Source organism: Oerskovia sp. Root22 (genome assembly GCF_001429135.1).
Lineage (GTDB): Bacteria > Actinomycetota > Actinomycetes > Actinomycetales > Cellulomonadaceae > Oerskovia > Oerskovia enterophila.
The window spans coordinates 72079-96992 of record NZ_LMIL01000003.1; the positions used below are offsets into that span (position 1 = coordinate 72079).

Sequence of the window (24914 nt, forward strand, 5' to 3'; positions counted from 1 at the left end):
CCTGTGCCCCGGCCCTGTCCCTCGGCTCGTGTCCCGCGCCACGGCGCGCTTGCCTCGCGAGCCTCCGGGCACGGTGGCAGAGTGGAGTTCCAGCGCCTACAGCCCGCATCACGAACACCTGGAGTCTCCATGTCCGACCGAACCCGCCGTTCCGCACGCGCCGTGACCGACACGATCGATACCGAGAAGCTCAAGGATCAGGCCGCCGAGGTCGCTGCGCTCGTCGGGGAGGCCGGCGCCAAGGCACAGACGACCGCGGTCCAGCTCGCCGACCAGGCCAAGGGTGCCGCCGGTCAGGCGAAGGAGTGGGGCAGCCCCAAGGTCGAGGCCTTCGTCGAGTGGCTGACGCCTCGTGTCGAGAAGGCATGGCAGGACAGCCTCCAGGCCGCTGCACCACGCGTCGAGAAGGCAGCGGGGAAGGCAGCGCCCGCGATCGACACCGCGCACGACAAGCTCGTCGACGAGGTCCTGCCCAAGATCGTGGCGAGCTTCAACGCAGCGGCCGCCGCAGCAGCCGAAGCCGCGTCCCGCGCCGCCGACGCAGCGGCCGCCGCCACGGCAGAGTCCGCGGCAGCCACCGAGACACTGTCCAAGAGGGCCACGAAGAAGGCCGCCAAGGCCGCGAAGAAGGGCCTCGACGCCTCGGCCGCGTCGGCCAAGAAGGCTGCCAAGGCCGCACCAGCCAAGCTCACCGCGGCCGCTGAGACCGCCGACCCGCAGAAGAAGAGCAAGGCCCTGTGGTGGGTCGTGGGCGGTGTGACCGCTGCCGGCGGCGCCTACGTGCTGTGGCGCCGTGCCCAGCCGACCACGGACCCGTGGGCCGAGCCCTGGGACCAGGTCCCCGCCTCGACCTTCGACGACGCACGAGCCGCCGTCGGCAACGCAGCCGAGGCCGTCGGCGAGGCTGCCGGCGCAGCCGTCGCCAAGGGCCGTGAGACCGGGGAGAAGGTCCAGGGCGCCGTCGCCGACGCCGGGGACAAGATCTCCGGGAAGGTCCAGGACGCCGTGACCGACGCCAAGGAGGCCACGCGCAAGGCGACCGGACGCGCCAAGGACGCGGCGCCGTCGGCGGGCAGCGAGGGCAGCACCGAGGGCGAGGACAAGAAGCCCACGGCCTGAGCGGTACGCCTGCACGAGGGGCCCGTCCGGCGATGCCGGGCGGGCCCCTCGTGCATGGGGCGCTACCGTCCGGGATCCGGCGACGGCCGGAGCACGCAGAAGGCCGCCGGTCGGGTCATGGACCCGGCCGACGGCCTTCTCACTGTGTGGAGCCAGGGGGACTCGAACCCCCAACCCCCTGCTTGCAAAGCAGGTGCGCTACCAATTGCGCCATGGCCCCAGAACGCTCGGAACCGACGTGCAGAGAACCGTCACTCGAAAGTGTCGGTGACCTCTGCCCAGAGATCGCGCTCGTTGTTGTCCTCGGACACCTTGCGCCAGATCAAGAATCCAGCGCCAGCAACGAGCAGCAGTACGAAGAACTTCTTCATGACGTTCCCCCTCGGGTGGGTTTCCGGCAGTGGGCCTAAGAGGACTTGAACCTCTGACCTCTTCCTTATCAGGGAAGCGCTCTAACCGTCTGAGCTATAGGCCCTTGCTGTGCTGCGGCAGCGCTTGAGACTATCGCACTTCTCGGGGTGTACCCAAACCGGGACATCGTCGGGAGCCGTCCGGGACCGCTCACGGCCTGCGACGACGCCCCGGTCAGGGGACGTTTTGCCCTAGTCGTCCGTCATCGTGAGGTGGATTCCGCCCACCATCGCGGCAACCAGGTTGTAGATGAACGCCATGATCGTGGACAGCGCTGTGATGAGCACCATATTCACGATCGCGATCAGGGTGGAGAGTGCGACGACCCGGTTGAACTCCACGAACTGGAGCACGTCGACGGGGCTCTCCTTGCCGACGATGCTCTCCACCAGGGAGTTCACCTCGGTGAAGACGCCCATGCCGTCCAGCACGGTCCAGAAGACCGCGGTCGCGACGACCGTCATGATCCCGATGGCCACGGCCAGCAGGAACGATAGCTTCATGACCGACCACGGGTCGACCCGGGACACCGTCAGGCGGACCCTGCGGGGGCCGTCGGACGCCGGCCGCGCGCCGGGCTTCGCGTCCGTCGAGGGCGCCCCTGCGGCGGTGGCGGCCGCGGTCGTGGCAGGAGCAGCCGCCGCGGGAGTGGTCCCCGTCACCGGGCGGGCCGTCCCGCTGAAGCCGGCAGCCGTGTAGTGCATCGCCGGGACCTCCTGCGTACCGCCAGGAGCGGTGGTGCTCGTCGAGCTCTTCGTCACGCGCGGCACCGTTCGGTCGTCGATCTCGGTCGTGGACTGTGCGACGGGCGTCGCCGGGGCAGCCGCTGCGGGCGCCGGGCTCGCCGCGGGCTTGGCGGGAGCCGGACCTGCTGCCGCCGTCTTGGCGGTCGCCGGAGCCGGGTCGGACAGCTTCTTCGCGGCTGCCTTGGCCGTGGCCATGGCCGCCGCCGCGGCCTTGAGCGCGCCGGAGCGCGCCGTGCCACCGTTCGATGCGGGAGGCGGCGGGACGGGGGCCTCGCTCCCGCCCGACGGACCGCTCGCCGCGGGCGGCGGCGGCACCGGGGCGTTGGCCCCGGCCGGCGCACCGCTGGTCGTCCCGCCCCCTGCGGGCCGTGCCGTGCCGTTGGTCGCCGCAGGGCGGCTCGCGGTGCCCGTCACGTCGTCAGGACGCGGCGGCACCACCTTGGGCACGATCGTCGGCGGGGACTTCTTCTCGCTGCTCATCTACCATCCTCGGTGGCTCCGGGGGCCGCTTCCGACGAAGCCTCCTGCCCGGTGGTGCTGGCGGGAGAGGCGACGTCAGGCTGCCCCTGCTCGGATGCTTCCTCGTCCACGGTATCCCGATCCTCCCCCAGTCGACGTTCGACATTACGGGCAACGGCGATGATCTTGTCGTTCTTGTCCGGCTTGGCGAAGATCACGCCCTGCGACGTACGACCCGTCGGCTTGACCTCGTCGACGGACGACCTGACGATCTTCCCCCGTTCCATGATGACGAGCACCTCGTCGTCGGCGTCGACCACGAGCGCGCCGACCAGGTCCCCGTTGCGCTCGGGCAGGTTGGCCACCTTGATGCCGAACCCGTTGCGGCCCTGGACGCGGTAGTTGTCCTCCGTGAGCTGGGTCCGCTTGGCGATCCCGCCCTCGGTGACCGTGAACAGGAACGCGTCGTCCCGGACCACGTCCATGGCCAGGAGGTCGTCCTCCTCACGGAACTTCATGCCCGTCACGCCCGAGGTGGACCGGCCGAGCGGACGCATGGCGTCGTCGTCGGCCGTGAAGCGGATCGACTGCCCCTTGCGCGAGACCAGGATCAGGTCGTCCGTCGCGTCGACCAGCCGGGCCGAGACCAGCTCGTCGGTGTTGCCGTCCTCGTCCTCGCGCAGGTTGATCGCGATGAGACCACCCGAGCGCGGCGAGTTGTACTCCGAGAGGCGCGTCTTCTTGACCAGACCGCGACGGGTCGCGAGCACCAGGTACTCCGCGGCGTCGTAGTCGCGCAGGTCAAGGACCTGGGCGATCTTCTCTCCGGGCTGGAACGCCAGGAGGTTCGCGACGTGCTGGCCCTTGGCGTCGCGGCCGCCCTCGGGCAGCTCGTACGCCTTGGCCCGGTACACCCGGCCGAGGTTCGTGAAGAACAGGAGCCAGTGGTGCGTCGTCGTGACGAAGAAGTGGTCGACGATGTCGTCCTCGCGCAGCTGCGCGCCGCGCACGCCCTTGCCACCGCGCTTCTGCTGGCGGTAGTTGTCGCTGCGGGTGCGCTTGGCGTAGCCACCGCGCGTGATCGTGACGACGACCTCCTCCTCGGCGATGAGGTCCTCGATCGACACCTCCCCGTCGTAGGGCAGGATCGTCGTGCGACGCTCGTCGCCGTACCGGGCCACGATCTCCTCGAGCTCGTCGCCCACGATCTGACGCTGGCGCTCGGGACGGGCGAGGATGTCGTTGAGGTCCTTGATCGCGGCCTCGAGCTCGGCGTACTCGTCGATGAGCTTCTGACGCTCCATGGCCGCGAGGGCACGCAGCTGGAGGGTCAGGATGGCACGGGCCTGGATCTCGTCGACCTCGAGCAGCGCCATGAGGCCCTCACGGGCGTCCTCGACCGTCGCCGAACCACGGATGAGCGCGATGACCGCGTCGAGCGCGTCGAGCGCCTTGAGGTAGCCGCGCACGATGTGTGCCCGCTCCTCCTTGGCACGCAGGTCGAACCGGGCACGGCGCATGACGACGTCCATCTGGTGCGTCGTCCAGTGCCGGACGAACGCGTCGATGCTCAGCGTGCGCGGCACGCCGTCGACCAGCGCGAGCATGTTCGCGCCGAAGTTCTCCTGGAGAGACGTGTGCTTGTACAGGTTGTTCAGGACGACCTTCGCGACCGCGTCTCGCTTGAGCACGATCACGAGGCGCTGCCCCGTACGACCGGACGTCTCGTCGCGGATGTCCGCGATGCCCTGGACCTTGCCGTCCTTGACCAGGTCCGCGATGCGCAGCGCCAGGTTGTCAGGGTTGACCTGGTAGGGGAGCTCGGTGATGACGAGGCAGATCCGGTTCTGGATCTCCTCGACGTTGACGACCGCGCGCATCGTGATCGAGCCACGACCCGTGCGGTACGCCTCCTCGATGCCCTTGTGGCCGAGGATCGTCGCGCCGGTCGGGAAGTCCGGGCCCTTGATCTTGGTCAGCAGCACCTCGAGGAGCTCCTCCTTGGAGGCCTCCGGGTGCTCGAGGTGCCACTTCACGCCGTCCGCGACCTCACGGAGGTTGTGCGGGGGGATGTTCGTGGCCATGCCGACCGCGATGCCGGCCGAGCCGTTGACCAGCAGGTTCGGGAACCGCGAGGGCAGGACGACGGGCTCCTGGGTACGGCCGTCGTAGTTGTCCTGGAAGTCGACCGTCTCCTTGTCGATGTCCCGGACCATCTCCGTGGCCAGCGGTGCCATGCGGCACTCGGTGTATCGAGGGGCCGCCGCCGGGTCGTTGCCGGGGGACCCGAAGTTCCCCTGGCCCGCAGCGAGCGGGTAGCGCAGCGACCAGTCCTGGACCAGGCGGACCAGGGCGTCGTAGATCGACGTGTCACCGTGCGGGTGGAACTTTCCCATGACGTCACCGACGACACGGCTGCACTTGGAGAACGCGCGGTCGGGGCGGTAGCCGCCGTCGTGCATCGCGTACAGCACGCGACGGTGGACGGGCTTGAGCCCGTCACGCACGTCGGGGAGCGCTCGTCCGACGATGACGCTCATGGCGTAGTCGAGGTACGAGCGCTGCATCTCGAGCTGCAGGTCCACCTGTGCGATCCGGCCGTGCTGCACCGCGACCGCGCCGTCGGCCCCCAGCGTCGCCTCGGTCCCGTCCCCGGGAAGGGTCCCCTGGTTCTCGTCCTGCTCGGGAGTCTCGTCCGTCACCGTCGTCTACCTCGTCCTGTCGTGGTCCTGCTGTGTGGTGAAGCTGTCGTCGCGGCTCGGAGGAAGCACGCCCGGTCGACCGTGAAGGTCTCCTGGTGAGCCGTCCGCCGTGTCGTCGCGCGGTAGGTCGTGGTCCGCGCGCGGACGGCCGGGTCTTCCACCCGGCCGTCCCTCGTCACCGACCACGTCCTACCCGCTAGATGTCCAGGAACCTCACGTCCTTGGCGTTGCGCTGGATGAAGTTCCGGCGCGACTCGACGTCCTCGCCCATGAGGATCGAGAAGATCTCGTCCGCGGCGGCCGCGTCGTCGAGCGTGACCTGGTTGAGCGTGCGGTGCTCGGGGTCCATGGTCGTGTCCCACAGCTCCGAGTAGTCCATCTCGCCGAGACCCTTGTAGCGCTGGATCCCGTTCTCCTTGGGGATGCGCTTGCCCGCGGCCTGGCCCGCGAGCAGGAACGCGTCGCGCTCCCGGTCGGAGTAGACGTAGTCGTGCGGCGCGTTGGACCACTTGAGGCGGTAGAGCGGCGGCTGCGCGAGGTACACGTGGCCGTGCTCGATCAGCGGACGCATGTACCGGAAGAGCAGCGTCAGCAGCAGCGTGCAGATGTGCTGGCCGTCGACGTCGGCGTCCGCCATGAGGACGATCTTGTGGTACCTCAGCTTGGCGATGTCGAAGTCCTCGCCGATGCCCGTGCCGAACGCCGTGATGAGCGCCTGGACCTCGTTGTTGCCCAGCGCACGGTCGAGGCGGGCGCGCTCGACGTTGAGGATCTTGCCTCGCAGCGGGAGGATCGCCTGGTTGTGCGGGTTGCGTCCACGGACGGCCGAGCCGCCTGCCGAGTCACCCTCGACGATGAAGACCTCGCACTCCTCGGGCCGGTTGGACTGGCAGTCCTTGAGCTTGCCCGGCATGCCGCCGGACTCGAGGAGCCCCTTGCGCCGCGTCGCCTCGCGCGCCTTGCGGGCGGCGAGCCGCGCCTGCGATGCCTGGATGGCCTTGCGGATGATGTCGCGCGCCTCGGTCGGGTGCGAGTCGAACCAGTCCGTGAGCTGCGAGCGGACGACGCGCTGCACGAACGACTTGGCCTCGGTGTTGCCGAGCTTGGTCTTCGTCTGGCCCTCGAACTGGGGCTCGCCGAGCTTGATCGACAGGACGGCCGTGAGGCCCTCGCGGATGTCGTCACCCGTGAGGTTGTCGTCCTTCTCCTTGATGATGGCCTTGGCCCGCGCGTACTCGTTGACGAGCGAGGTCATGGCCGCACGGAAGCCCTCCTCGTGCGTGCCGCCCTCGGTCGTCGAGATCGTGTTGGCGAACGTGTGCACGGACTCGGAGTAGGCGCTGGTCCACTGGAGCGCGATCTCGACCGAGATGCGCCGCTCCTTGTCCTCGGACTCGAAGTCGATGATCTCGTCGTGGATCAGCTCGACCTTCTTGGCCGCGTTGAGGTGCTTGACGTAGTCCACCAGCCCCTCGTCGTACTTGTACGACACCACGCGGGGCTTGAACTCGTCCTCCCCCTCGGGGGCCGCGACGAGGTCCTCGGCGGGGTCCGAGACCTGGCCCGTGACCTCGTCGTCGGTGTCCAGGAACTGACGGCGCTCGTCCGTGAGCGTGATGCGCAGCCCCTTGTTGAGGAACGCGTACTGCTGGAAGCGCGAGCGGAGAGTCTCGAAGTCGAACTCGGTCGTCTCGAAGATCTCCGGGTCCGGCCAGAACGTCTGCGTCGTGCCGGTCTCCGTGGTGGCCTCGCCCTCGACGAGAGGCCCGTCGGTCTTGCCGCCGTCCTTGAAGTTCTGGCTCCAGACGTGGCCGTCACGCTTGATCACCGTCTGGACCTTGCGCGACAACGCGTTGACGACCGAGATGCCCACGCCGTGCAGTCCACCGGAGACCGCGTAGCCGCCCCCGCCGAACTTCCCGCCGGCGTGGAGGATCGTCATGACGACCTCGACCGTGGGCTTGCCTTCGGTCGGGTGGATGGCGACGGGGATACCGCGGCCGTTGTCGGTGACGCGTACACCTCCGTCGGCCAGAAGTGTCACGTCGATCGTGTCGGCGTAGCCCGCGAGGGCTTCGTCCACAGAGTTGTCCACAACCTCGTACACCAGGTGGTGGAGCCCTCGCTCACCGGTCGAGCCGATGTACATACCGGGTCGCTTGCGGACGGCCTCGAGCCCTTCGAGGACGGTGATGTTGCTCGCGTCGTACGTGCCGCCCGAAGGGTCCTGGTCCAGGCCGGGACCTCCACCGCTCTCCGGGGGCAGGCTCGAAGGGACGTTGTCTGTGTGCTCTGCCACGGGCGGAAGCGCTCCTCGTCATCTTGCACGCGACAGGTTCACCCGCTGGGGAGGATCGCTGCACGGCTCATCGGTTCCGGCTCGCGCGCGTGCCAGTCGGCGCGCGCGGAGTGACCCGGAATGACCTCACCATTCTACCTGGGAGGCAGCCAAAACAGCGGATTATGAGCCCTTCGGAGCGAGTTCTCCACAAGGTTCTCCACAGGTCGGTGGATCTGTTCGCCGACAGCCTTGCCCGCGCACGGCGCGCGACCGTCATATCGGGACGAATCGCCCTCTAGATCAGCCGTAGGTGTCGCGCGGGCCACGGCCCCGGACGGTCTTGGGACCGCGACGGAAGCTGGGCCCGGCCGGGCCCAGGACGGTCACGGTCTCGACCACTCCCTCACCGACCTCCTGCGCCAGCCGCTCGAGCAGTCGAGGGGTCAGCAGCTTGACCTGGGTCGCCCATGCGGTCGAGTCCGCGCGCACCACGAGGACCTTGTCCTCGAAGGTCTCGGGCACGCAGTGGTCGGCCACCTGGTCGCCGACCACCTCGCGCCAGCGCCCGATCACCCCGCCGACCGACACGTCCTGCACCCACCCCCGCTCGTGGAGCAGCCGCTGGACGACCGCACCGAACGTCTGGGGGTCGCGCCCACCGGGCCGGGCCCCTGACGACGGGGGAGGGTCCGCCAGGATCCGCCGGGAGGGCTGCCCGGGACGGATGCCCTTGGCCCGGGCAGCGGCCCGAGCCCGGTTGAGCGCCTCGCGCGCTACCTGGGCCGGAGGGGTCAGGTCGACGACCTCGCCCACGGGCAGGCCTGCGGGACGTGCGGGCTCGTCGTCCTCGTGGCCGGCGGCGTCCTCGTCCGGGTCCTGGCCCCGGTCACGCACGACGGGTCACCTGCCCGTCGAGGACGTCGAGCCGCAGCCCCTGGAGCTGGGCCGGGACGTCGTCGGGCACCGCCGCCGTGATGATGACCTGGTTGGCCCCGGCGACCAGGTCCGCGAGCCGGTCGCGGCGGCGCACGTCGAGCTCGGCGAACACGTCGTCGAGCAGCAGGACGGGCTCGCCGTCGGGCCCCCAGTCCGGGGACCACAGGAGCGAGCCCGACGCCTGAGGCGCCCCGTCCGTGAGCAGCCGGTACGAGGCGAGACGCAGCGCGAGCGCGAACGACCACGACTCGCCGTGGCTCGCGTACCCCTTGGCCGGCAGGCCGCCGAGCGTCAGGACGAGGTCGTCGCGGTGCGGCCCGACGAGGCACACCCCGCGGTCGATCTCCTTGCTGCGCAAGGAGGTCATGGCGGTCAGGAGCTGGGCCTCGAGCTCGGCGACGCTCAGGGCCTGCCCTTCCTGCCCGACGACGTCGCTCGTCTCCTCGAGCGCGGCCGCGAGCGAGGAGCGGTACGCGACGTGCGCCTCTCCCTGACCCGAGCTCACCTGCTCGTAGGCTGCCGCCACGTACGGCTGCAGCGCGTCGACGAGCTGGAGCCTCAACGCGATGATCTCCGCGCCCGTCGACGCGAGCTTGGCGTCCCAGACGTCGAGCGTGCGCAGGTCGGGCGACTGCGACCGCGAGGCACGCATGGCGCCCCCGGCCGACTTGAGGAGCGCGCTGCGCTGCCGCAGCACGCGGTCGTAGTCGCTCAGGACGCCCGCGAACCGCGGGACGAGGAGCACCGCGAGCTGGTCCAGGAACTTGCGTCGACCGTCCGGGTCGCCCTTGACGAGAGCCAGGTCCTCAGGGGCGAACAGCACCGTGCGAGCGATGCCGAGCACGTCCCGAGGCCGGCTCGCCGGTGCCCGGTTGATCCTGGCCCTGTTCGCCTTGCCCGGGGTGATCTCGATCTCGACCGTGCTCGCCCGGTCCCCGCGGACGATCCTCGTACGGATCACGGCCCGCGGCGCACCGGCGCGGACCAGGGCCGCGTCCGACGGGACGCGGTGGCTGCCGAGCGTCGCGACGTAGCCGATCGCCTCGACGAGGTTCGTCTTGCCCTGGCCGTTGGGCCCGACGAAGGCGTTCACGCCGGGCTCGAGCTCGACGTCGACGGAGGTGTACGAACGGAAGTCCGCGAGGGAGAGGTGGGAGATGTACATCTGGTCCTACGGCTTGCGGTCGACGAGGTCGACGAGGCGATCTTCGTCCACAGGGCAGGGAGCAACTGTGGACACGACGGTCAGGAAGGTGCTCCCACCAGTGTGACGCCTCGACCCGAGGTTGTGCGCGCGAGGTACGAGGCGGCGTCGGGCGGGAAGGACGGAACCCGTCAGGAGGCCGGGCCCGCGGGCTTGACCGCGTGCCCGCCGAACTGCTGGCGCAGCGCCGCGACCGCCTTCATCGCGGGCGACGCGCCCTGCCGCGACGCGAAGCGCGCGAAGAGCGCGGCCGAGATGACAGGGAGGGGCACTGCGCTGTCGATCGCCTCGTCCACGGTCCAGCGGCCCTCGCCCGAGTCCTCGACCCAGTCGCTGATCGCGCCCAGCTCGGGGTCCTCCTCGAGCGCCTTGACCAGGAGGTCGAGCAGCCAGGACCTGACCACCGTGCCCCGCGTCCAGGCCTTGAGGGTGCCCGGGACGTCCGTCACGATGTCCTTGGCCTCGAGGAGCTCGTAGCCCTCGGCGTACGCCTGCATGAGTCCGTACTCGATGCCGTTGTGGACCATCTTGGCGTAGTGCCCCGCGCCGACGGCTCCCGCGTGGACGAACCCCTCGTCACGCGGCCCGTCCGGGCGCAGCGCGTCGAAGACCGGCATCACGGCCTCGACGAGAGCCGCGTCGCCGCCCACCATGAGCCCGTACCCGTTCTCGAGGCCCCAGACACCGCCCGAGACGCCGACGTCCAGGTAGCCGATGCCACGGGGCGCGAGCTGTGCGGCGTGCTCGGCGTCGTCCGAGAAGTGGGAGTTCCCGCCCTCGACGACCACGTCACCGCTCGTCAGCAGCTCGCCCAGCTCGGTGACCACCCCGCGGGTGATGGGCCCCGAGGGAACCATGACCCACACGACCCGCTGCCCAGCCGGAAGGGCCTCGACCAGCTCTGCCAGCGTCGAGACGTCCGAGACGTCCGGGTTGCGGTCGAAGCCCGTGACCTCGATGCCGCCGGCACGCAGGCGCGAACGCATGTTCGCGCCCATCTTGCCGAGTCCGACCAGACCGATGTGCGTGACCATCGCGTGCCTCCGTGCCGTTGAGCTCGTGTACTGCGCGGGCCGGCCCCTGCTAGCTCGCGAAGCGGATGGGGACCAGCAGGTAGCGGTAGTGCGAGGAGTCCTCGCCGTCCAGCGACTCCTGACCGGTGAACTCCACCGGCTTGTTCGGGTGCGTGAAGCTGAGGCGGACGAAGTCCGTCCCCAGGGCCCCGAGCCCGTCCAGCAGGAACTGCGGGTTGAACGCGACCGAGATCTCCTCGCCCACGAGCACCGCCTCGAGGGCCTCCGACGCCTGCGCGTCGTCGCCCTGGCCGGCGTCCAGGACGACCTGGCCGTCCGTGAAGGACAGCCGGATCGGCGTGTTGCGCTCGGCCACGAGGGACACGCGCTTGGCCGCGTCGATCAGCGGAGCGGTCGCCATGACCGCGTGGATCGGGGTCTCGTCGGGGAACAGACGGCGGACCGCGGGGTAGTCGCCGTCCACGAGCTGCGAGGTCGTGTGGCGTCCGCCGGCCTCGAAGCCGATGAGGTCGACGCCCGTACCGGCCGTGAGACCCACGTTGACCAGGCCCGAGCTGCCGAGCGACTTGGCGACGTCGTTGAGCGTGCGGGCACGGACCAGCGCGACCGCGCTGAAGTCGGGGGTGCCGGGGGTCCACGTGAGCTCACGCAGCGCGAGGCGGTAGCGGTCGGTCGCGAGCAGCGTGATGCGCTCGCCCTCGATCTCCATGCGGACGCCCGTCAGGAGCGGGAGCGTGTCGTCACGGCTCGCGGCGACCGTCACCTGCGCGACGGCGTGCGTCAGCTCGTCGCCAGAGACCGTGCCCGAGAGCTCCGGCATCGCGGGCAGGGCCGGGTAGTCCTCGACAGGCATGGTGAGGAGCGTGAAACGGCTCGCGCCACAGGTCACGATGACCTTGTTGCCCTCGACCGCGAAGTCGACGGGCTTGGCGGGCAGGGCGCGGGAGATCTCCGCAAGGAGTCGGCCGGACACCAGGACCGTGCCCGGCTCGGTCACCTCCGCGGGGATCTCCGAGCGCGCGGAGACCTCGTAGTCGAAGCTCGACAGACCGATCGTCCCGACGGCGTCGGCCTCGATGCGCACGCCCGCGAGGACGGGAGCAGGAGGTCGGGTCGGCAACGTACGGGCCGTCCACGTCACAGCGTCGGCCAGGACATCACGCTCAACCCGGAACTTCATCCCACACCCTCTCGTCCATGGATCGATCTTCACATGTCAGGCACTCCACCGCGCGGTGCACAGGTCCGGAGAGTGTCTGTGCAGAACTCTGCACGCACGTCACGGCGCCCTGCCGGCCCCCTCGTCGTCGGGGAGGCCGAGACCTTGCTCGGGTCGTGCCCGCATGAACCCTACGCGAGTCTGCGCGGGGTGCGGTACCTCTGGCACGCTCGTGGACGAGCGATCTCGAGCGCTCGTGACCTGCGCACTTCTCGGCTTCTCTGTGACGGCGGTCACAGGCGCGAGTTGAGGCAGCGCTGAGCTCTCGGGACCAGATGAAGGCGTGTGGATTTTTCCTGGTTAGAGATCATTCGTCGTAGTCATCGGTGCTGTGCAAAGTGTGGAAAAGCGCTCTCTTCCCAGGTCAGATGCCCTTTTTCCATGTGGACGAACCGGGGACGGGCCTGTGGGTAAATCGGAGGCACTGTTGACGACGAGTTGTCCACAGTTCGCCGTCCACCGGTCAGGTCTCCTCTGTCCACACGATGTGCCCCTTCGTCCACAGTTATCCACAGGCAGGTGCACAAGCTTGTGAGTTGAGGGCTCGGCCGGACGAGCCGTACACAGGACAGAGTGGCTTGTACACAGGTGATTGGGGACGCAGTGGTCCACTTCTGGGGACAGCGATGAGTCGCTGGTGGACATACCCCCAGGCCCTGTGGACAACTCTGGGGATGGCGGACCTCTCCGTACGGCTTGTACACAAGAGCTCGAAGGCAGTGTGCGTCCGTCGAGGCCGCCGGAGGTGCGGCCACCTGCCGTCGTGGGTTCCGGCGCGTCCCTGTGCACAAGGTCCGGGGCTCCGGTTCGGCTGTCCCTCAAGAGGTCGCATAAGCCGCATTCCGGGCTGGTGAACGGTCGATGCGTTGTCAGGGGAGGCCGTCGTGTCGACCCGGAGTCGAGGGTCCACGCCGCGTCCTGAGGGCCCGTGGTCGTCCTCCGTCGTGCTGGGGGGCGGGGTTCGGCGACTCGTCGGGCCGAGGTGGTCCGAGGGGCATCTGGGCCACAGACGTCGGTATGAACGGCAGCTGGTGATCGTTGACGATCGACGGGACCCGCCGTCGGGCGCGCAGCGCGGGGGACGATCGTCGGGTGTGGCGACGTGCGTGGGACGGCCCAGGGTCCACGTGGTTGCCTGTGGAGGGTGAGAGCGTGGGGCTGCTCGGGGCTGTGGCAAGGCTCGTTCGAAGGCCGGGAGAGGCACCGAGAGTGCCCCTCGGTGGGATCGAGAGCAGGACGGTACGGACAGACGGAGTCGTCGAGCAGCGTCAGCCCCGGTGCTGCTGCTTGATCCTGCTCGTCAGCTCGGTCACCTGGTTGTACGTCGACCGGCGCTCGGCCATCTGCTCGGTGATCTTCCTGTTCGCGTGCATGACCGTGGTGTGGTCGCGGCCGCCGAACTGCTGGCCGATCTTCGGCAGGGACAGGTCGGTGAGCTCACGGCACAGGTACATGGCGATCTGACGAGCCGTGACGAGGACCCGGGAGCGCGAGCTTCCGCAGAGGTCCTCGATCGTCAGTCCGAAGTACGCAGCCGTCTGAGCGATCACGCTCGCCGGGGTGATCTCGGACGCGTCGTCGTCGGTGATGAGGTCCTTGAGGACGATCTCGGCGAGGGCGAGATCCACCTGCTGGCGGTTGAGGTTCGCGAAGGCCGTCACGCGGATGAGTGCACCCTCGAGCTCGCGGATGTTCGTGGAGATCTTGGAACCGATGTAGGACAGCACGTCCGCCGGCGCCGCGAGCCGCTCGCTCGCAGCCTTCTTGCGCAGGATGGCGATGCGAGTCTCGAGGTCCGGGGGCTGGACGTCGGTGATCAGACCCCACTCGAAGCGGCTGCGCAGGCGGTCCTCGAAGCCGTTGAGCTGCTTGGGCGGGAGGTCCGAGGTGATGACGAGCTGCTTGTTGGCGTTGTGCAGCGCGTTGAAGGTGTGGAAGAACTCCTCCATCGTCTGTTCCTTGCCCTGCAGGAACTGGATGTCGTCGATCAGGAGCACGTCGACGTCGCGGTAGCGCCGCTGGAACGTCCCGGCCTTGCCCTCGCTGATCGAGTTGATGAAGTCGTTCGTGAACTCCTCGGAGTTCACGTAGCGCACGCGGACGTTCGGGTACAGGTTGTGCGCGTAGTGGCCGATCGCGTGCAGGAGGTGCGTCTTGCCGAGGCCGGACTGCCCGTAGATGAAGAGGGGGTTGTAGGCCTTGGCGGGTGCCTCGGCGACCGCGACCGCGGCAGCGTGCGCGAACCTGTTCGAGGAGCCGATGACGAACGTCTCGAAGATGTACTTCGGGTTCAGCCTGGTCGGCTCGGCGGGAGGACGCTGCGGGGAGGGAGCGGGCAGGGGGCGCTCGTGCTCGACCTCGGTGCGCAGAGGCATCGGTTCGGGCGAGCTCGCCGTGAGCGCGGCGGGGGACGGCGGTTCGGAGCTGAGCTCAGGATCGACCGTGATGCCGAACCGGACGTCACGCCCGAGGGCGCCGGACATCGCAGAGACGAGCTCGTCGCGCACGCGCGTCTCGAGGTAGGTGCGGGTCTGCTCGTGAGGGACGGCGATGAAGACGGTGTCGTCGAGGATCGCGAGAGGCTTCGCGAGCTTGATGAAAGCGATCTGCCGCGGCGTCATGTCGGGGCTGGCCTCGAGGACGGCGATCGTCTGTGCCCAGACATCAGTGATGTTCTCGTCAGGGTGGGGCACCAGGTGATTCCTTCGTCGTCGGGTGGAGCATGAGGAGCAGGACCGCTCTGGAGTGTGTCACGCAGACCGGTTATCCACATAGTTTTCCACAACCTGTGGGCTGCTAGCAGACTGGGCTTCTGACGTCACATCACGTGCCGACGACGGGCGACCGGTGGACCTCCGACCCAGGTCTTCGACGGACGGAGTCGGATCGGTCCATGCTGGAGGAACGACGGTCGCGCAGCCAGCCTAGACGTATCGGCTACTGCACGACATATCATGACAGGCTCGGCGCGTTCCAGCCCGGGTTTGACCCGAGGGGGTCCCGCGGCGTAACGTCATACAGCCGTTCCAGGTACTTTCGCGCGCCCTCACGGGGGCGAATCCACGGACACATCGTGGCGGGTACACGGACGGCTGGGATGCAGAACTGCATCTCTTCCAGCTGTAGCACTGCATCGTCGAGGACATAGACGGTGTACCTCCCCGACGTTCTTGGAGTACCTCGTGAGCAAGCGGACTTTCCAGCCGAACAACCGGCGCCGTGCGAAGACCCACGGTTTCCGGCTGCGTATGCGCACCCGCGCCGGCCGCGCCATCCTGGCTGCCCGTCGTCGCAAGGGCCGCGCCGAGCTCTCTGCCTGACAGCAGGTGCTGCCCGCGGCGCACCGCATGCGCCGTTCCGTAGATTTTGAACGGGCGGTGCGCAGCGGCGTGCGCGCGGGACGATCGACCGTGGTGGTTCATCTCACCCAGGATTCTGGGGGAGACGGGCCACCACAGGTCGGTTTTGTCGTATCCAAGGCTGTGGGCAACGCCGTGCACCGGAACAAGGTGAAGCGGCGTCTGCGCGCCGCCTCGCAGTCGTACCTGGATGCGCTCCCGCCGCAGACCCGCGTGGTGGTCCGAGCTCTTCCCGCATCGGCGTCCAGCGACTTCGCTCAGCTGGATCAGGACCTTGCGTCCTGCCTCAAGCGTGCTGTGACCCGGTGGGGCCAACGGACGGCGGACGCATGAGTGCGGCAGTCCCTGTGGAACCACCGGGTGTCAGCACCTCTGGGTGGGCGTCACGGTCGTGGCGCTTCGTTCGCAGGATTCCCCTGCTCGTGCTCGTCGGCCTGATCCGGGGATATCAGAGCGTCATCTCCCCGATGACTGGCCCGACCTGCAAGTACTACCCCTCGTGCTCGCAGTACGCGCTCGTCGCGATACGACGGCACGGTGTGCTGCGAGGCGTACGGCTTGCCGTCTGGCGGCTGCTGAGGTGCAACCCCTGGAGCAAGGGGGGCGTCGACGACGTTCCCGAGGCGCTGAGGAAGCACTCGCACTAGTCCTCCTGCCGGCGACGTCGGCGGGACCCAGTTTGTTGAAGGTTAGGGAGTAGTACGGATGGACTTCTTCAAGTTCCTCGAGCCGATCGAATGGGTCGTCGCGTGGATCATGTACCTGTGCCACCAGGGGCTCGTGTTCCTGGGCATGGGCGACGGGCCTGGTCTCGGTTGGGTGTTCTCGATCGTCGGGCTCGTGATCATCATCCGTATCCTCCTGATCCCGCTCTTCTTCAAGCAGATCAAGGCCTCCCGCGGCATGCAGATGCTGCAGCCGGAGATGCAGGCGATCCAGAAGAAGTACAAGGGCAAGTCGGACCCGGCGTCCCGTGAGGCCATGAGCCGCGAGACCATGGAGCTCTACAAGAAGCACGGGACGAACCCGTTCGCCTCGTGCCTGCCGATCCTTCTGCAGTCGCCCATCTTCTTCGCACTGTTCCGCGTGCTCAACGGTCTGGTGCCGATCTCGACGGGTGATGCCGACCCGATCGGCCCCATCAATGCAGCGGTCGCCAAGGACATCGAGAGCTCGTCGCTCTTCGGGGCCCACCTGTCTGATGTCTTCCTGAAGACGGACGACCTCCAGGCGAAGATCGTGATCGGCTGCCTCATCGTCGCGATGTGCGCCACGACGTTCTTCACGCAGCGCCAGCTGACCATGAAGAACATGCCGAAGTCGGCGCTCGAGGGCCCCATGGCCTCGACGCAGAAGATGATGCTCTACGTCTTCCCCTTCATCTTCGCCGTCTCCGGCGTGAACTTCCCCGTCGGTGTCCTGGTCTACTGGACGACGACGAACCTCTGGTCCATGGGGCAGCAGTTCTACACGATCAAGCGCATGCCGGCACCGGGGTCCGAGGCGGAGCGGCTCATGCTCGAGCGCAAGAAGCGCAAGGCTGCGGCCAAGGGGATCGTCGAGGAAGCCGCTCCGGTCATCGAGCAGCCGCGAGGACAGCGTCAGCAGCCCAAGCGCAAGGACCGTCAGAAGCCCGGTACGCCTCGTGTCATCACCGGAACCACGGCTCCGTCCGACAAGGTCGAGGATGCACCTGTCGACGACGAGACCGGCGGCACGGCACAGGGAACCGGTAAGGGTTCTCCGTCCCCGAAGAAGCCGAAGAAGTAGCCCTAGTCCTGTTCCGAGAGCACCGAGGATCCTTGCGACCCGGGGTTCTCCTGACCCCCAAGGAGTCAGCATGTCGTCGACCGACGCACCCGCTGCAGAAGACCACGCTCCCGACGAGATGACGCGCCTCGAGGAAGAGGGCGAGGTCGCGGCGGACTACCTCGAGGAGTTCCTCGATATCGCGGACCTCGACGGTGACATCGACATCGACATCGATCACGGCCGCGCAGCCCTCGAGATCGTGGCCGATGACGCGGCGTCGCTCCGGCACCTGGTGGGCAAGGAGGGTGAGGTGCTGGACGCACTGCAGGAGCTCACCCGCCTCGCTGTCCAGGCTCGGACGGGGGAGCGTAGTCGACTGATGCTCGACATCGCCGGGTTCCGGGCTCAGCGCAAGGTCGAGCTCACGGAGCTCGCCACCGTGGCGATCGCCAAGGTTTGTGAGTCGGGCGAAGAGTTGTCCATGGAGCCGCTCAACGCATTCGAGCGCAAGGTTGTCCACGATGTCGTGGCGGCTGCTGGGCTCACGAGCGACTCTCGTGGCACGGACCCGGAACGCTATGTCGTGATCCGGCCTGCAGGGGCCTCCTGACCCGATCAGTCGTTCAACAGTCGCTGAGCCGCCCGATGTTTCACGTGAAACATCGGGCGGCTCTGTCGTGTCGGGACACGGCGAGCCGGCGGACCGGTGTCGAGCTCAAGGATCGAGGGTCGTGTGACACACCGCCCTGCCCTGAGGCATCCGTCAGCGTGGCAAAGTCGACCCGGGCATCGACGTGCCCGCTGTCCCTGGTCCCACGCAGGAGCAAACCCTCTTCGTAGCGCAGCGGTAGATCAGTGCGCCGGGGAGGGGCGGCAAGATCGTGAAGCTCGATCCTTGGAAAGGGGGAAGGCTCGGGTCTCGTGATCGCCCACGGATATCGAGGGCGAGATCTGCGCGCACCCACGGATTGCGAGGGCGGGTGAACCGAACGGTCGGACCGCTCAAGGCCGGGACGTGACACCATGGACCCTGGTTGTCCAGCACTACGGGGATCTCGCCGCACAGGTGATCTGCATCGAAAGAGGAGTACATGACGAACGAGATGAGCGACGGCATCCCGAGCGACGTTTCACGAGAAGCGCTCGCGGATTCGCCCGAAGTCCAGCGGTACTTCGGAGACGCCTTTCCGCTCGTCTCGCGGTTCGCAGAAATGCTGCACGACCAGGGAGAGTTGCGTGGCTTGATCGGTCCGCGTGAGGTCTCTCGCATCTGGGAGCGCCACATCCTCAACTCCGCTGCGGTCGTGCAGTACCTTCCGACGAATGGAACGATCGCAGACATCGGATCCGGTGCGGGGCTTCCGGGCATCGTCATCGCGGCGATGCTCCCGGACGCGCAGGTGCTGCTGATCGAGCCCATGGAGCGTCGTTGCACCTGGCTGAACGAGGTGGTGGACGAACTTGAGCTCACCAACGTGGAGGTCAAGCGAGGCCGGGCCGAGGAGTACCACGGCGCCTTCCAGTGCGAGGCTGTCACGTCTCGTGCCGTGGCTGCGCTCGAGAAGCTCGCGAGGATGTCCCTACCTCTCGTGGAGCGCGGGGGAGAGATGGTGGTCCTCAAGGGCAGGAACGTCCAACAGGAGATCGAGCCGGCACGGAAGGTTCTGCGAAAGTACAAGACGGAGGAGCCCCAGGTCCTGGAGGCCTTCAGCGTCGACGGCGTTGAGCCGACGACGGTGCTTCGGGTGCGTCGTACCCCTGCCTGAGCGGGCGAGCCCAGGGACGGCCGTGCAGGAACGTCCCAGGACGGATCCGTGAGGTAGCGTCGAGAACACGGGACTCGCGGGTATGAGGCGGCAGTGATGTCGCGCGATGGCCTTGTCCGCCGAGTTTCGGGGCGACACGCGCTCGAGACCTCGGTCAATGCCGAGTCTTGAGCGCATGCTGTGAGGTGGGTCAATTGAGGGAGATGGGCGTGACTGAGAGTTCCGACCGGTACCAGAGCATGCCGTTCGATCATCGAGAAGCGGTGCCGTTCGCGGAGGTTTCACGTGAAACATCGTCGACCGACTCCGGGAACCAGGGCGCAGCGGCCTTGACGAGCGAAGACGATCGCCGTGCTGCCCTCATGGCCAGCCTGCCCGAGATGGACGACGACACGCCTCTCGCGGCCCAGCTCACCATCGATGCGCGGCGTCGGATCGACCTCCATGGACGACAGTTCCCCCGTCCTGCAACGACCCGCATCATCACGATCGCCAACCAGAAGGGTGGCGTCGGGAAGACGACGACGACCGTCAACCTCGCTGCTGGTCTTGCCCAGGCAGGATTGAATGTCCTTGTGATCGACAACGATCCGCAGGGCAATGCGTCGACGGCGCTCGGTGTCGAGCACCGCGCTGGGACGCCCTCTGTCTACGAGGTGCTGGTCGACGGCGCCCCGCTCGCTTCTGCGGTCCAGCAGTGCCCCGACATCCCGAGCCTCTGGTGCGTCCCTGCGACGATCGACCTGTCGGGTGCAGAGATCGAGCTCGTCTCCTTGGTTTCACGTGAAACACGGCTGCGGCGTGCGGTGGATGTCTACCTGGAGGAACGCATCGCTCAGGGGCTCGAACGCATCGACTACGTCTTGGTCGATTGCCCTCCCAGCCTCGGCCTACTGACTGTCAATGCCTTCGTGGTCGGCCGGGAAGTGCTCATTCCGATCCAGTGCGAGTACTACGCCCTGGAAGGCTTGAGCCAGCTCCTCAAGACGATCGAGCTGATCAAGGCGCACTTGAATCCCCAGCTGCATGTCTCGAGCATTCTCTTGACCATGTACGACGGTCGTACCAACCTCGCACAGCAGGTTGCGTCCGAGGTGCGCGAGCACTTCCCCGAGCAGACCCTCAGGACGACCGTGCCTCGCTCGGTACGCATCTCCGAAGCGCCGAGCCACGGGCAGACCGTCATCACGTACGACCCCAGCTCCACGGGTGCGCTCGCCTATCTCGAAGCCGCTCGGGAAGTTGCTGACCGTGGACGCCCCATACTCGTTCAACCCGTTGACGGAGCATCTCGCGACGTCTCCCGGCAGAACTACCTCGCCGAACGATGGGCAGTGCTGCCTAGCTACCAGGAGGATGCACGATGAGTGAGAAGCGCCGTGGGCTTGGGCGTGGTCTAGGGGCCCTGATTCCGACGAGCCCAGAGCGTGAACGCCCCGTGGACGTGTTCTTCCCGTCGGCGCCGCAGGCTGCAGCGCCGATCGAGCAGAACACCAACCCGGAGGGCGGGGGAGTGGGGTCGTCGGTTCTGGGCGGCTCGACCGTCCTGACCATCGAGCGCGAGAGCTCTGATTCACCGGCTGGATTGATCGGTCTGGACGATGCGACCAGTGACCTTGATGCGTCTTCTCGGCCACTCATCCCCACCGCGGCGTCGACTGCGGCAGGAGATGCGCAGGCCGGTGATGTTTCACGTGAAACACCCGCGACAACCGAGAGTGCGAACACCGCCACAACTTCGGAAGACGGCCTGGTCCCTGTCCCCGGCGCGACGTTCGCCGAGCTTCCCGTGGGGCTTATCCGCGCGAACTCTCGCCAGCCTCGCACCGTGTTCGACGAGGGCGAGCTCGACGAACTGGTCGGATCGATCAAGGAGATCGGTGTTCTCCAGCCCATCGTCGTTCGCCGTGACCCGGAGAACGAGGGCGCATACGAGCTCATCATGGGGGAGCGGCGCTGGCGTGCGACGCAGGCCGCAGGCCTGGACGTCATTCCGGCGATCATTCGCGAGACGGAGGACGCAGATCTTCTGCGCGACGCACTGCTCGAGAACCTCCATCGCAGCGCGCTCAATCCTCTCGAGGAAGCTGCCGCCTACCGTCAGCTGCTCGACGACTTCGGGTGCACACACGAAGAGCTCGGTACCCGGATCTCTCGCAGCCGGTCGCAGATCTCCAACATGTTGCGCCTGCTGCGCCTGCCCCCGCTCGTGCAGCGCCGGGTGGCAGCGGGAGTGCTCTCGGCCGGGCACGCCCGCGCTCTGCTGGGTCTCACGGACGGCGCAGAGATCGAACGCCTCGCTCAGAGGATCGTCTCCGAGGGGCTGTCGGTCAGGGCGACCGAGGAGATCGTCGCTCTTGGCGGGCTCGACGCGAAGAAGCCCGTGGAACGCGCACCTCGACCAGGGCAGCGCATCGCAGCGATCGACGACCTTGCGGTCCGGCTCTCCGACCGGTTCGAGACACGGGTCAAGGTGGACCTGGGCAAGAACAAGGGCCGATTGACGGTGGAGTTCGCGTCGGTCGAGGACCTCAACAGGATCCTTGACCTCATGGCACCGGAGGACCCAGGTCTGCTGCGTCAGTAGGACCAGACGCCAACATGGCGGCTGCCTGATGTTTCACGTGAAACACGAAGCCCCGGTGAGTACCAGCTCACCGGGGCTTCGTGCGGTCGGGAGGACGTTCGTCAGATCGCCGGGACTCGTGCCTCGACGCTCTGCGCGACGATCCGCCGATAGAGGCCGCCGAGGTCGAGGCCCGCTGCGTGGGCAGCCTGCGGGAAGAGCGAGGTCTCGGTCATACCCGGGGCGACGTTGACCTCGAGGAAGTGGGGCACGCCGTCCGGGTCGACGATCAGGTCCGACCGGGAGAGGCCGCGAAGTCCCAGGGCCACATGAGCGTCGACGGCGACCTGGGCCACGCGTGCAGCCACGGGTGCGGAGAGACGAGCGGGCGCGAAGTAGCTGGTGCGGCCCGGGTTGTACCGGGCGTCGTAGTCGTACGGACCGTCGGTGACGATCTCGACAGCGGGAAGAGCATGCGGACCATCGGGGCCGTCGACGACGCTGACAGCCACCTCGACACCCTGGACCGCCTTCTCGATGAGCGCGAGCTCGCCGTAGGAGAAGCAGTCCACCATGGCTCGCGGAAGGTCCTCGGCCCGCGACACGAGGGTGACGCCCAGCGCTGAGCCCCCCTGGTTCGGCTTGACCACGAGCGGCAGTCCCAGCCGGCTGACGACCGCGTCGAGAACAGGTTGAGCGCCGAGCTCCCGGAAGAGGCTCTGGGGGAGGGTCACGTAGTCGGGAGTGTCGATCCCCGCGCCCAGCACGACGTTCTTGGCGATGGCCTTGTTCCACGCAGCACGAGAGGCCCTGGGCCCGGTTCCGACGTAGTCCAGTCCCAGGAGCTCGAGCACGTCTCGGACGGACCCGTCCTCGCCGCTCGCGCCGTGCAGGAGCGGCCACACGACGTCCGGGCGGTCGCCGGCCAGGGTCGAGAGCAGCGAGGCGTCGACATCGAGCACCGTCACGTCCATCCCTGCTCCACGCAGGGACTCCGCGACGCGTCGACCCGACCGGAGCGACACGTCGCGCTCGTGCGAGAGCCCTCCGGCGAGGATGACGACGCGCTGCACCTCGGGACGGGATGAGGCGGCAACGCTCCCCGTCGTCGAGGCAGCGTCGGGCTCGACGACGTCCTCCGCAAGAATGGCATTCTCCGCAGCAGTACCCACGGTCTTGGTCCTCTCGACGTTCTGCAAGGTGCTCTCGTGCGCGGGGGTGGTGCTCACGCGAGGTTGGGGCCAGGGTTCTCGACGTCGGTCAGGTCCGAGTCCGGAGCGCCCGACGTTCCGAAGATCTCGACGAGGTCCCTCTCCGCGGACACCACGCCGGCAAACCGGCGGACGCCTTCGCGGATGCGCTCCGGCGTCGGGAAGCAGTAGGAGAGGCGCACGTGGTCCGCGCCGGAGCCGTCGGCGTAGAACGCCGTGCCGGGGACGTAGGCGACCCGCGCCGTGACCGCTCGCGGCAGCATGGAACGGGCATCGAGACCGTCGGGAAGCTTGACCCAGGTGTAGAAGCCTCCGTCGGGAACGGTCCACGTCGCCGACGGCAGGTGCTCGGAGAGGGCGCCGATCATGGCGTCGCGACGCTCGCGGTAGAGCTCGCGGAACTGCTTGATCTGTCCCTGCCAGTCGCAGGTCTCGAGGTACGTCGCGATGGCGAGCTGCGAGGCGTTCGAGGGGCAAAGGATGGCCGACTCGCTCGCCAGGACCAGCTTCTCGCGGACCGCGTGCGGGGCCACGACCCAGCCGACCCGGTAGCCAGGTGCGAAGGTCTTGGAGAACGACCCGAGGTAGAGCACGCCCTCGTCGTCGAGCGAGCGCAGCGCCGGCAGGGGGTCGCCATCGAAGCCCAGCAGCCCGTAGGGGTTGTCCTCGATCACGAGGACGCCGAATCGCTGCGCGATCTCGAGGATGCGAGGGCGGCGCTCGAGCGACATGGTGACGCCGGCAGGGTTGTGGAAGTTGGGGACCGTGTAGAGCAGCTTGACGCGGCGTCCCTCGGCCGCGAGGCGGGTCAAGGTCTCCTCAAGCGCCTCGGGGATCAGCCCGTGCTCGTCGAGAGGGACGTGGACGATGTCCGCCTGGTAGGACCGGAACACGCCGAGTGCGCCGACATAGCTGGGGGCCTCGGCGACGACGACGTCGCCCGGGTCGATGAAGATGCGCGTCACCAGGTCGAGAGCCTGCTGCGAGCCCGTCGTCACGACGACGTCGTCGGGATGACAGTCGATGCCCTCGAGACGGACGATGTCGATGATGCGCTCACGGAGCTCCTCGGCGCCCTGCCCCGAGCCGTACTGGAGCGCGGTGGTGCCGCGGGTCGCGACGAGCCGCTGCATGGCGTCGGCGATGGTGTCGAGGGGAAGACCTTCGAGGTAGGGCATCCCACCGGCGAGCGAGACGACCTCGGGGCGATTCGCGACCGCGAACAGGGCGCGAATCTCCGACGCTCGCATGCCGTGGGCTCGCTCGGCGTAGGCGCCGAACCACGGGTCGAGGCGGGTGCCCCCGGAGGGAGCGGGCTGAGCGGGGTGCGTCGGTGTCGTGCTCACGATCCCCAGTCTCGCACGACGAATCGGGGGGAACAGTGAAGGGGCCGCTCCCCGGACGCCGTCAGGGGTCCTGTCGTGCCTCCGCGTCGGGTCGGCCGGGCCGGCGGTCGTCGCCCGTCGCCTGTCGGCCCGGTCGGCAGCCGACGACCGCACGACGCGGCGTCAGCGCGTTGGCCAGGGCGGAGCATCGATGGCGACGGAGCAGCGGGACGACGAAGGGGTGGCCGGTCGCGAGGACCGGCCACCCCTTCGAGGTGAGCTCCGCGCAGGCGCGGAGCATGTCAGGTCAGGAGAGCAGCGCGTCGATCTCCTCGACGAGGATGCGCTTGGGGCGCCCGCCGACGATCGACTTCACCAGCTCGCCGCCCGAGTAGAAGTTGAGCGTCGGGATCGAGACCACGCCGTACGCGGCCGTGATCGCGGGGTTCTCGTCCGAGTCGAGCTTGGCGATCTTGACCTTGCCTGCGTACTCGCCCGCGAGCTCCTCGAGGATCGGGGCGATCTGCAGGCACGGACCGCACCAGGTCGCCCAGAAGTCCACGATGACGGGAACGTCCGACTCGAGGACCTCGGCCTTGAACGTCTCGTCGGTGACCTTGACCGTGTTGCTCATCGGATCTCCTCCAGTGCCTGCGGCAGCTCGTCGGGGTTGGGGACGTCGGGGGTGCCCGCGATCTCGGGGAGGCCTGCGGCGTCCTCGAAGGCGTCGGCGAGCTCGGTGAGGTAGCGCTGGGCGTCGAGTGCCGCGGAGCAGCCGGAGCCGGCCGCGGTGATGGCCTGGCGGTAGGTGTGGTCGACGGCGT

General features: G+C 68.1%; 21 protein-coding genes, 2 tRNA genes and 1 pseudogene. 9 read left to right on the forward strand and 15 right to left on the reverse strand.

Features of this window, described 5'->3' with window-relative positions; all coding sequences use genetic code 11:
- Positions 1-129: 129 nt before the first annotated feature.
- Entirely contained in the window at positions 130-1119 is a 990-nt protein-coding gene (locus ASE15_RS04255; RefSeq protein ID WP_056648081.1) for a hypothetical protein, read from the forward strand.
- Positions 1120-1266: 147 nt separating this feature from the next.
- Here the strand turns inward: ASE15_RS04255 and ASE15_RS04260 are convergent.
- The 11 genes from ASE15_RS04260 to dnaA all read right to left on the reverse strand — a co-directional run bounded on the left by ASE15_RS04260 (position 1267) and on the right by dnaA (position 14804).
- A tRNA-Ala gene (locus ASE15_RS04260) sits at positions 1267-1339 on the reverse strand.
- 31 nt (positions 1340-1370) lie between these two features.
- Positions 1371-1490 (reverse strand): DLW-39 family protein, encoded by a 120-nt coding sequence (locus tag ASE15_RS21430; protein WP_210410998.1) that lies wholly within the window; start codon positions 1488-1490, stop codon positions 1371-1373.
- A 30-nt stretch (positions 1491-1520) separates the two neighbouring features.
- Positions 1521-1594, reverse strand: a tRNA-Ile gene (locus ASE15_RS04265).
- 127 nt (positions 1595-1721) lie between these two features.
- The gene (locus tag ASE15_RS04270) at positions 1722-2756 is read right to left on the reverse strand and encodes a DUF3566 domain-containing protein (RefSeq protein ID WP_235534153.1); all 1035 of its coding nucleotides are present in this window, start codon (positions 2754-2756) and stop codon (positions 1722-1724) included.
- On the reverse strand, positions 2753-5437 hold the full coding sequence (gene gyrA, locus ASE15_RS04275) for a DNA gyrase subunit A (RefSeq protein ID WP_082608660.1): 2685 nt from the start codon (positions 5435-5437) through the stop codon (positions 2753-2755). The genes ASE15_RS04270 and gyrA overlap by 4 nt, the downstream gene beginning before the upstream one ends.
- 196 nt (positions 5438-5633) lie before the next feature.
- Complete coding sequence (gene gyrB / locus ASE15_RS04280) at positions 5634-7673, reverse strand: DNA topoisomerase (ATP-hydrolyzing) subunit B (protein WP_225220065.1); 2040 nt, start codon at positions 7671-7673, stop codon at positions 5634-5636.
- Positions 7674-8018: 345 nt separating this feature from the next.
- Positions 8019-8612 carry a DUF721 domain-containing protein gene (locus ASE15_RS04285; protein WP_235534155.1) on the reverse strand — a complete coding sequence of 198 codons (594 nt, stop codon included), beginning with the start codon at positions 8610-8612 and terminating at the stop codon, positions 8019-8021.
- Complete coding sequence (gene recF, locus ASE15_RS04290; RefSeq protein ID WP_056761794.1) at positions 8605-9819, reverse strand: DNA replication/repair protein RecF; 1215 nt, start codon at positions 9817-9819, stop codon at positions 8605-8607. The genes ASE15_RS04285 and recF overlap by 8 nt, the downstream gene beginning before the upstream one ends.
- Positions 9820-9989: 170 nt before the next feature.
- Positions 9990-10892 carry a phosphogluconate dehydrogenase (NAD(+)-dependent, decarboxylating) gene (gnd, locus tag ASE15_RS04295; protein ID WP_056648087.1) on the reverse strand — a complete coding sequence of 301 codons (903 nt, stop codon included), beginning with the start codon at positions 10890-10892 and terminating at the stop codon, positions 9990-9992.
- 49 nt (positions 10893-10941) lie between these two features.
- Positions 10942-12072: a DNA polymerase III subunit beta gene (gene dnaN, locus ASE15_RS04300; protein WP_056648090.1), complete on the reverse strand. Its 1131-nt coding sequence runs from the start codon at positions 12070-12072 to the stop codon at positions 10942-10944.
- A 1307-nt stretch (positions 12073-13379) separates the two neighbouring features.
- Positions 13380-14804: a chromosomal replication initiator protein DnaA gene (gene dnaA, locus ASE15_RS04305; RefSeq protein ID WP_056761796.1), complete on the reverse strand. Its 1425-nt coding sequence runs from the start codon at positions 14802-14804 to the stop codon at positions 13380-13382.
- Positions 14805-15293: 489 nt separating this feature from the next.
- Between dnaA and rpmH the strand changes: the two genes are divergently transcribed.
- The 8 genes from rpmH to ASE15_RS04335 all read left to right on the forward strand — a co-directional run bounded on the left by rpmH (position 15294) and on the right by ASE15_RS04335 (position 21575).
- A complete protein-coding gene (rpmH, locus tag ASE15_RS20245; RefSeq protein WP_010849920.1) occupies positions 15294-15431 on the forward strand; it encodes a 50S ribosomal protein L34 in 138 nt (45 codons plus the stop codon).
- Positions 15432-15437: 6 nt separating this feature from the next.
- A complete protein-coding gene (gene rnpA, locus ASE15_RS20250; protein ID WP_082608662.1) occupies positions 15438-15803 on the forward strand; it encodes a ribonuclease P protein component in 366 nt (121 codons plus the stop codon).
- Positions 15800-16117 carry a membrane protein insertion efficiency factor YidD gene (yidD, locus tag ASE15_RS04310; protein ID WP_082618210.1) on the forward strand — a complete coding sequence of 106 codons (318 nt, stop codon included), beginning with the start codon at positions 15800-15802 and terminating at the stop codon, positions 16115-16117. The genes rnpA and yidD overlap by 4 nt, the downstream gene beginning before the upstream one ends.
- A 58-nt stretch (positions 16118-16175) precedes the next feature.
- The gene (gene yidC, locus ASE15_RS04315; RefSeq protein WP_056648098.1) at positions 16176-17240 is read left to right on the forward strand and encodes a membrane protein insertase YidC; all 1065 of its coding nucleotides are present in this window, start codon (positions 16176-16178) and stop codon (positions 17238-17240) included.
- Between the two features lie 70 nt (positions 17241-17310).
- Positions 17311-17832: a R3H domain-containing nucleic acid-binding protein gene (locus ASE15_RS04320; protein ID WP_056761801.1), complete on the forward strand. Its 522-nt coding sequence runs from the start codon at positions 17311-17313 to the stop codon at positions 17830-17832.
- 481 nt (positions 17833-18313) lie between these two features.
- Entirely contained in the window at positions 18314-18988 is a 675-nt protein-coding gene (rsmG, locus tag ASE15_RS04325; protein WP_082608664.1) for a 16S rRNA (guanine(527)-N(7))-methyltransferase RsmG, read from the forward strand.
- A gap of 203 nt (positions 18989-19191) precedes the next feature.
- Entirely contained in the window at positions 19192-20355 is a 1164-nt protein-coding gene (locus ASE15_RS04330) for a ParA family protein (RefSeq protein WP_369800557.1), read from the forward strand.
- Positions 20352-21575: a ParB/RepB/Spo0J family partition protein gene (locus ASE15_RS04335; RefSeq protein WP_056761804.1), complete on the forward strand. Its 1224-nt coding sequence runs from the start codon at positions 20352-20354 to the stop codon at positions 21573-21575. The genes ASE15_RS04330 and ASE15_RS04335 overlap by 4 nt, the downstream gene beginning before the upstream one ends.
- A gap of 101 nt (positions 21576-21676) precedes the next feature.
- Here ASE15_RS04335 and ASE15_RS04340 read toward each other — a convergent pair whose 3' ends face one another.
- From ASE15_RS04340 to ASE15_RS04360, 4 genes and pseudogenes are all read right to left on the reverse strand, one after another.
- On the reverse strand, positions 21677-22627 hold the full coding sequence (locus ASE15_RS04340) for a D-alanine--D-alanine ligase (RefSeq protein WP_056648158.1): 951 nt from the start codon (positions 22625-22627) through the stop codon (positions 21677-21679).
- A 152-nt stretch (positions 22628-22779) separates the two neighbouring features.
- Positions 22780-24111, reverse strand: a complete 1332-nt coding sequence (locus tag ASE15_RS04345) for a PLP-dependent aminotransferase family protein (protein ID WP_056648108.1) — start codon at positions 24109-24111, stop codon at positions 22780-22782.
- A gap of 286 nt (positions 24112-24397) precedes the next feature.
- A complete protein-coding gene (gene trxA / locus ASE15_RS04355) occupies positions 24398-24724 on the reverse strand; it encodes a thioredoxin (protein ID WP_056648114.1) in 327 nt (108 codons plus the stop codon).
- Positions 24721-24914 (reverse strand): annotated as a pseudogene (locus ASE15_RS04360) (thioredoxin-disulfide reductase); the annotation flags it as partial. The gene trxA and the pseudogene ASE15_RS04360, both read right to left, overlap by 4 nt.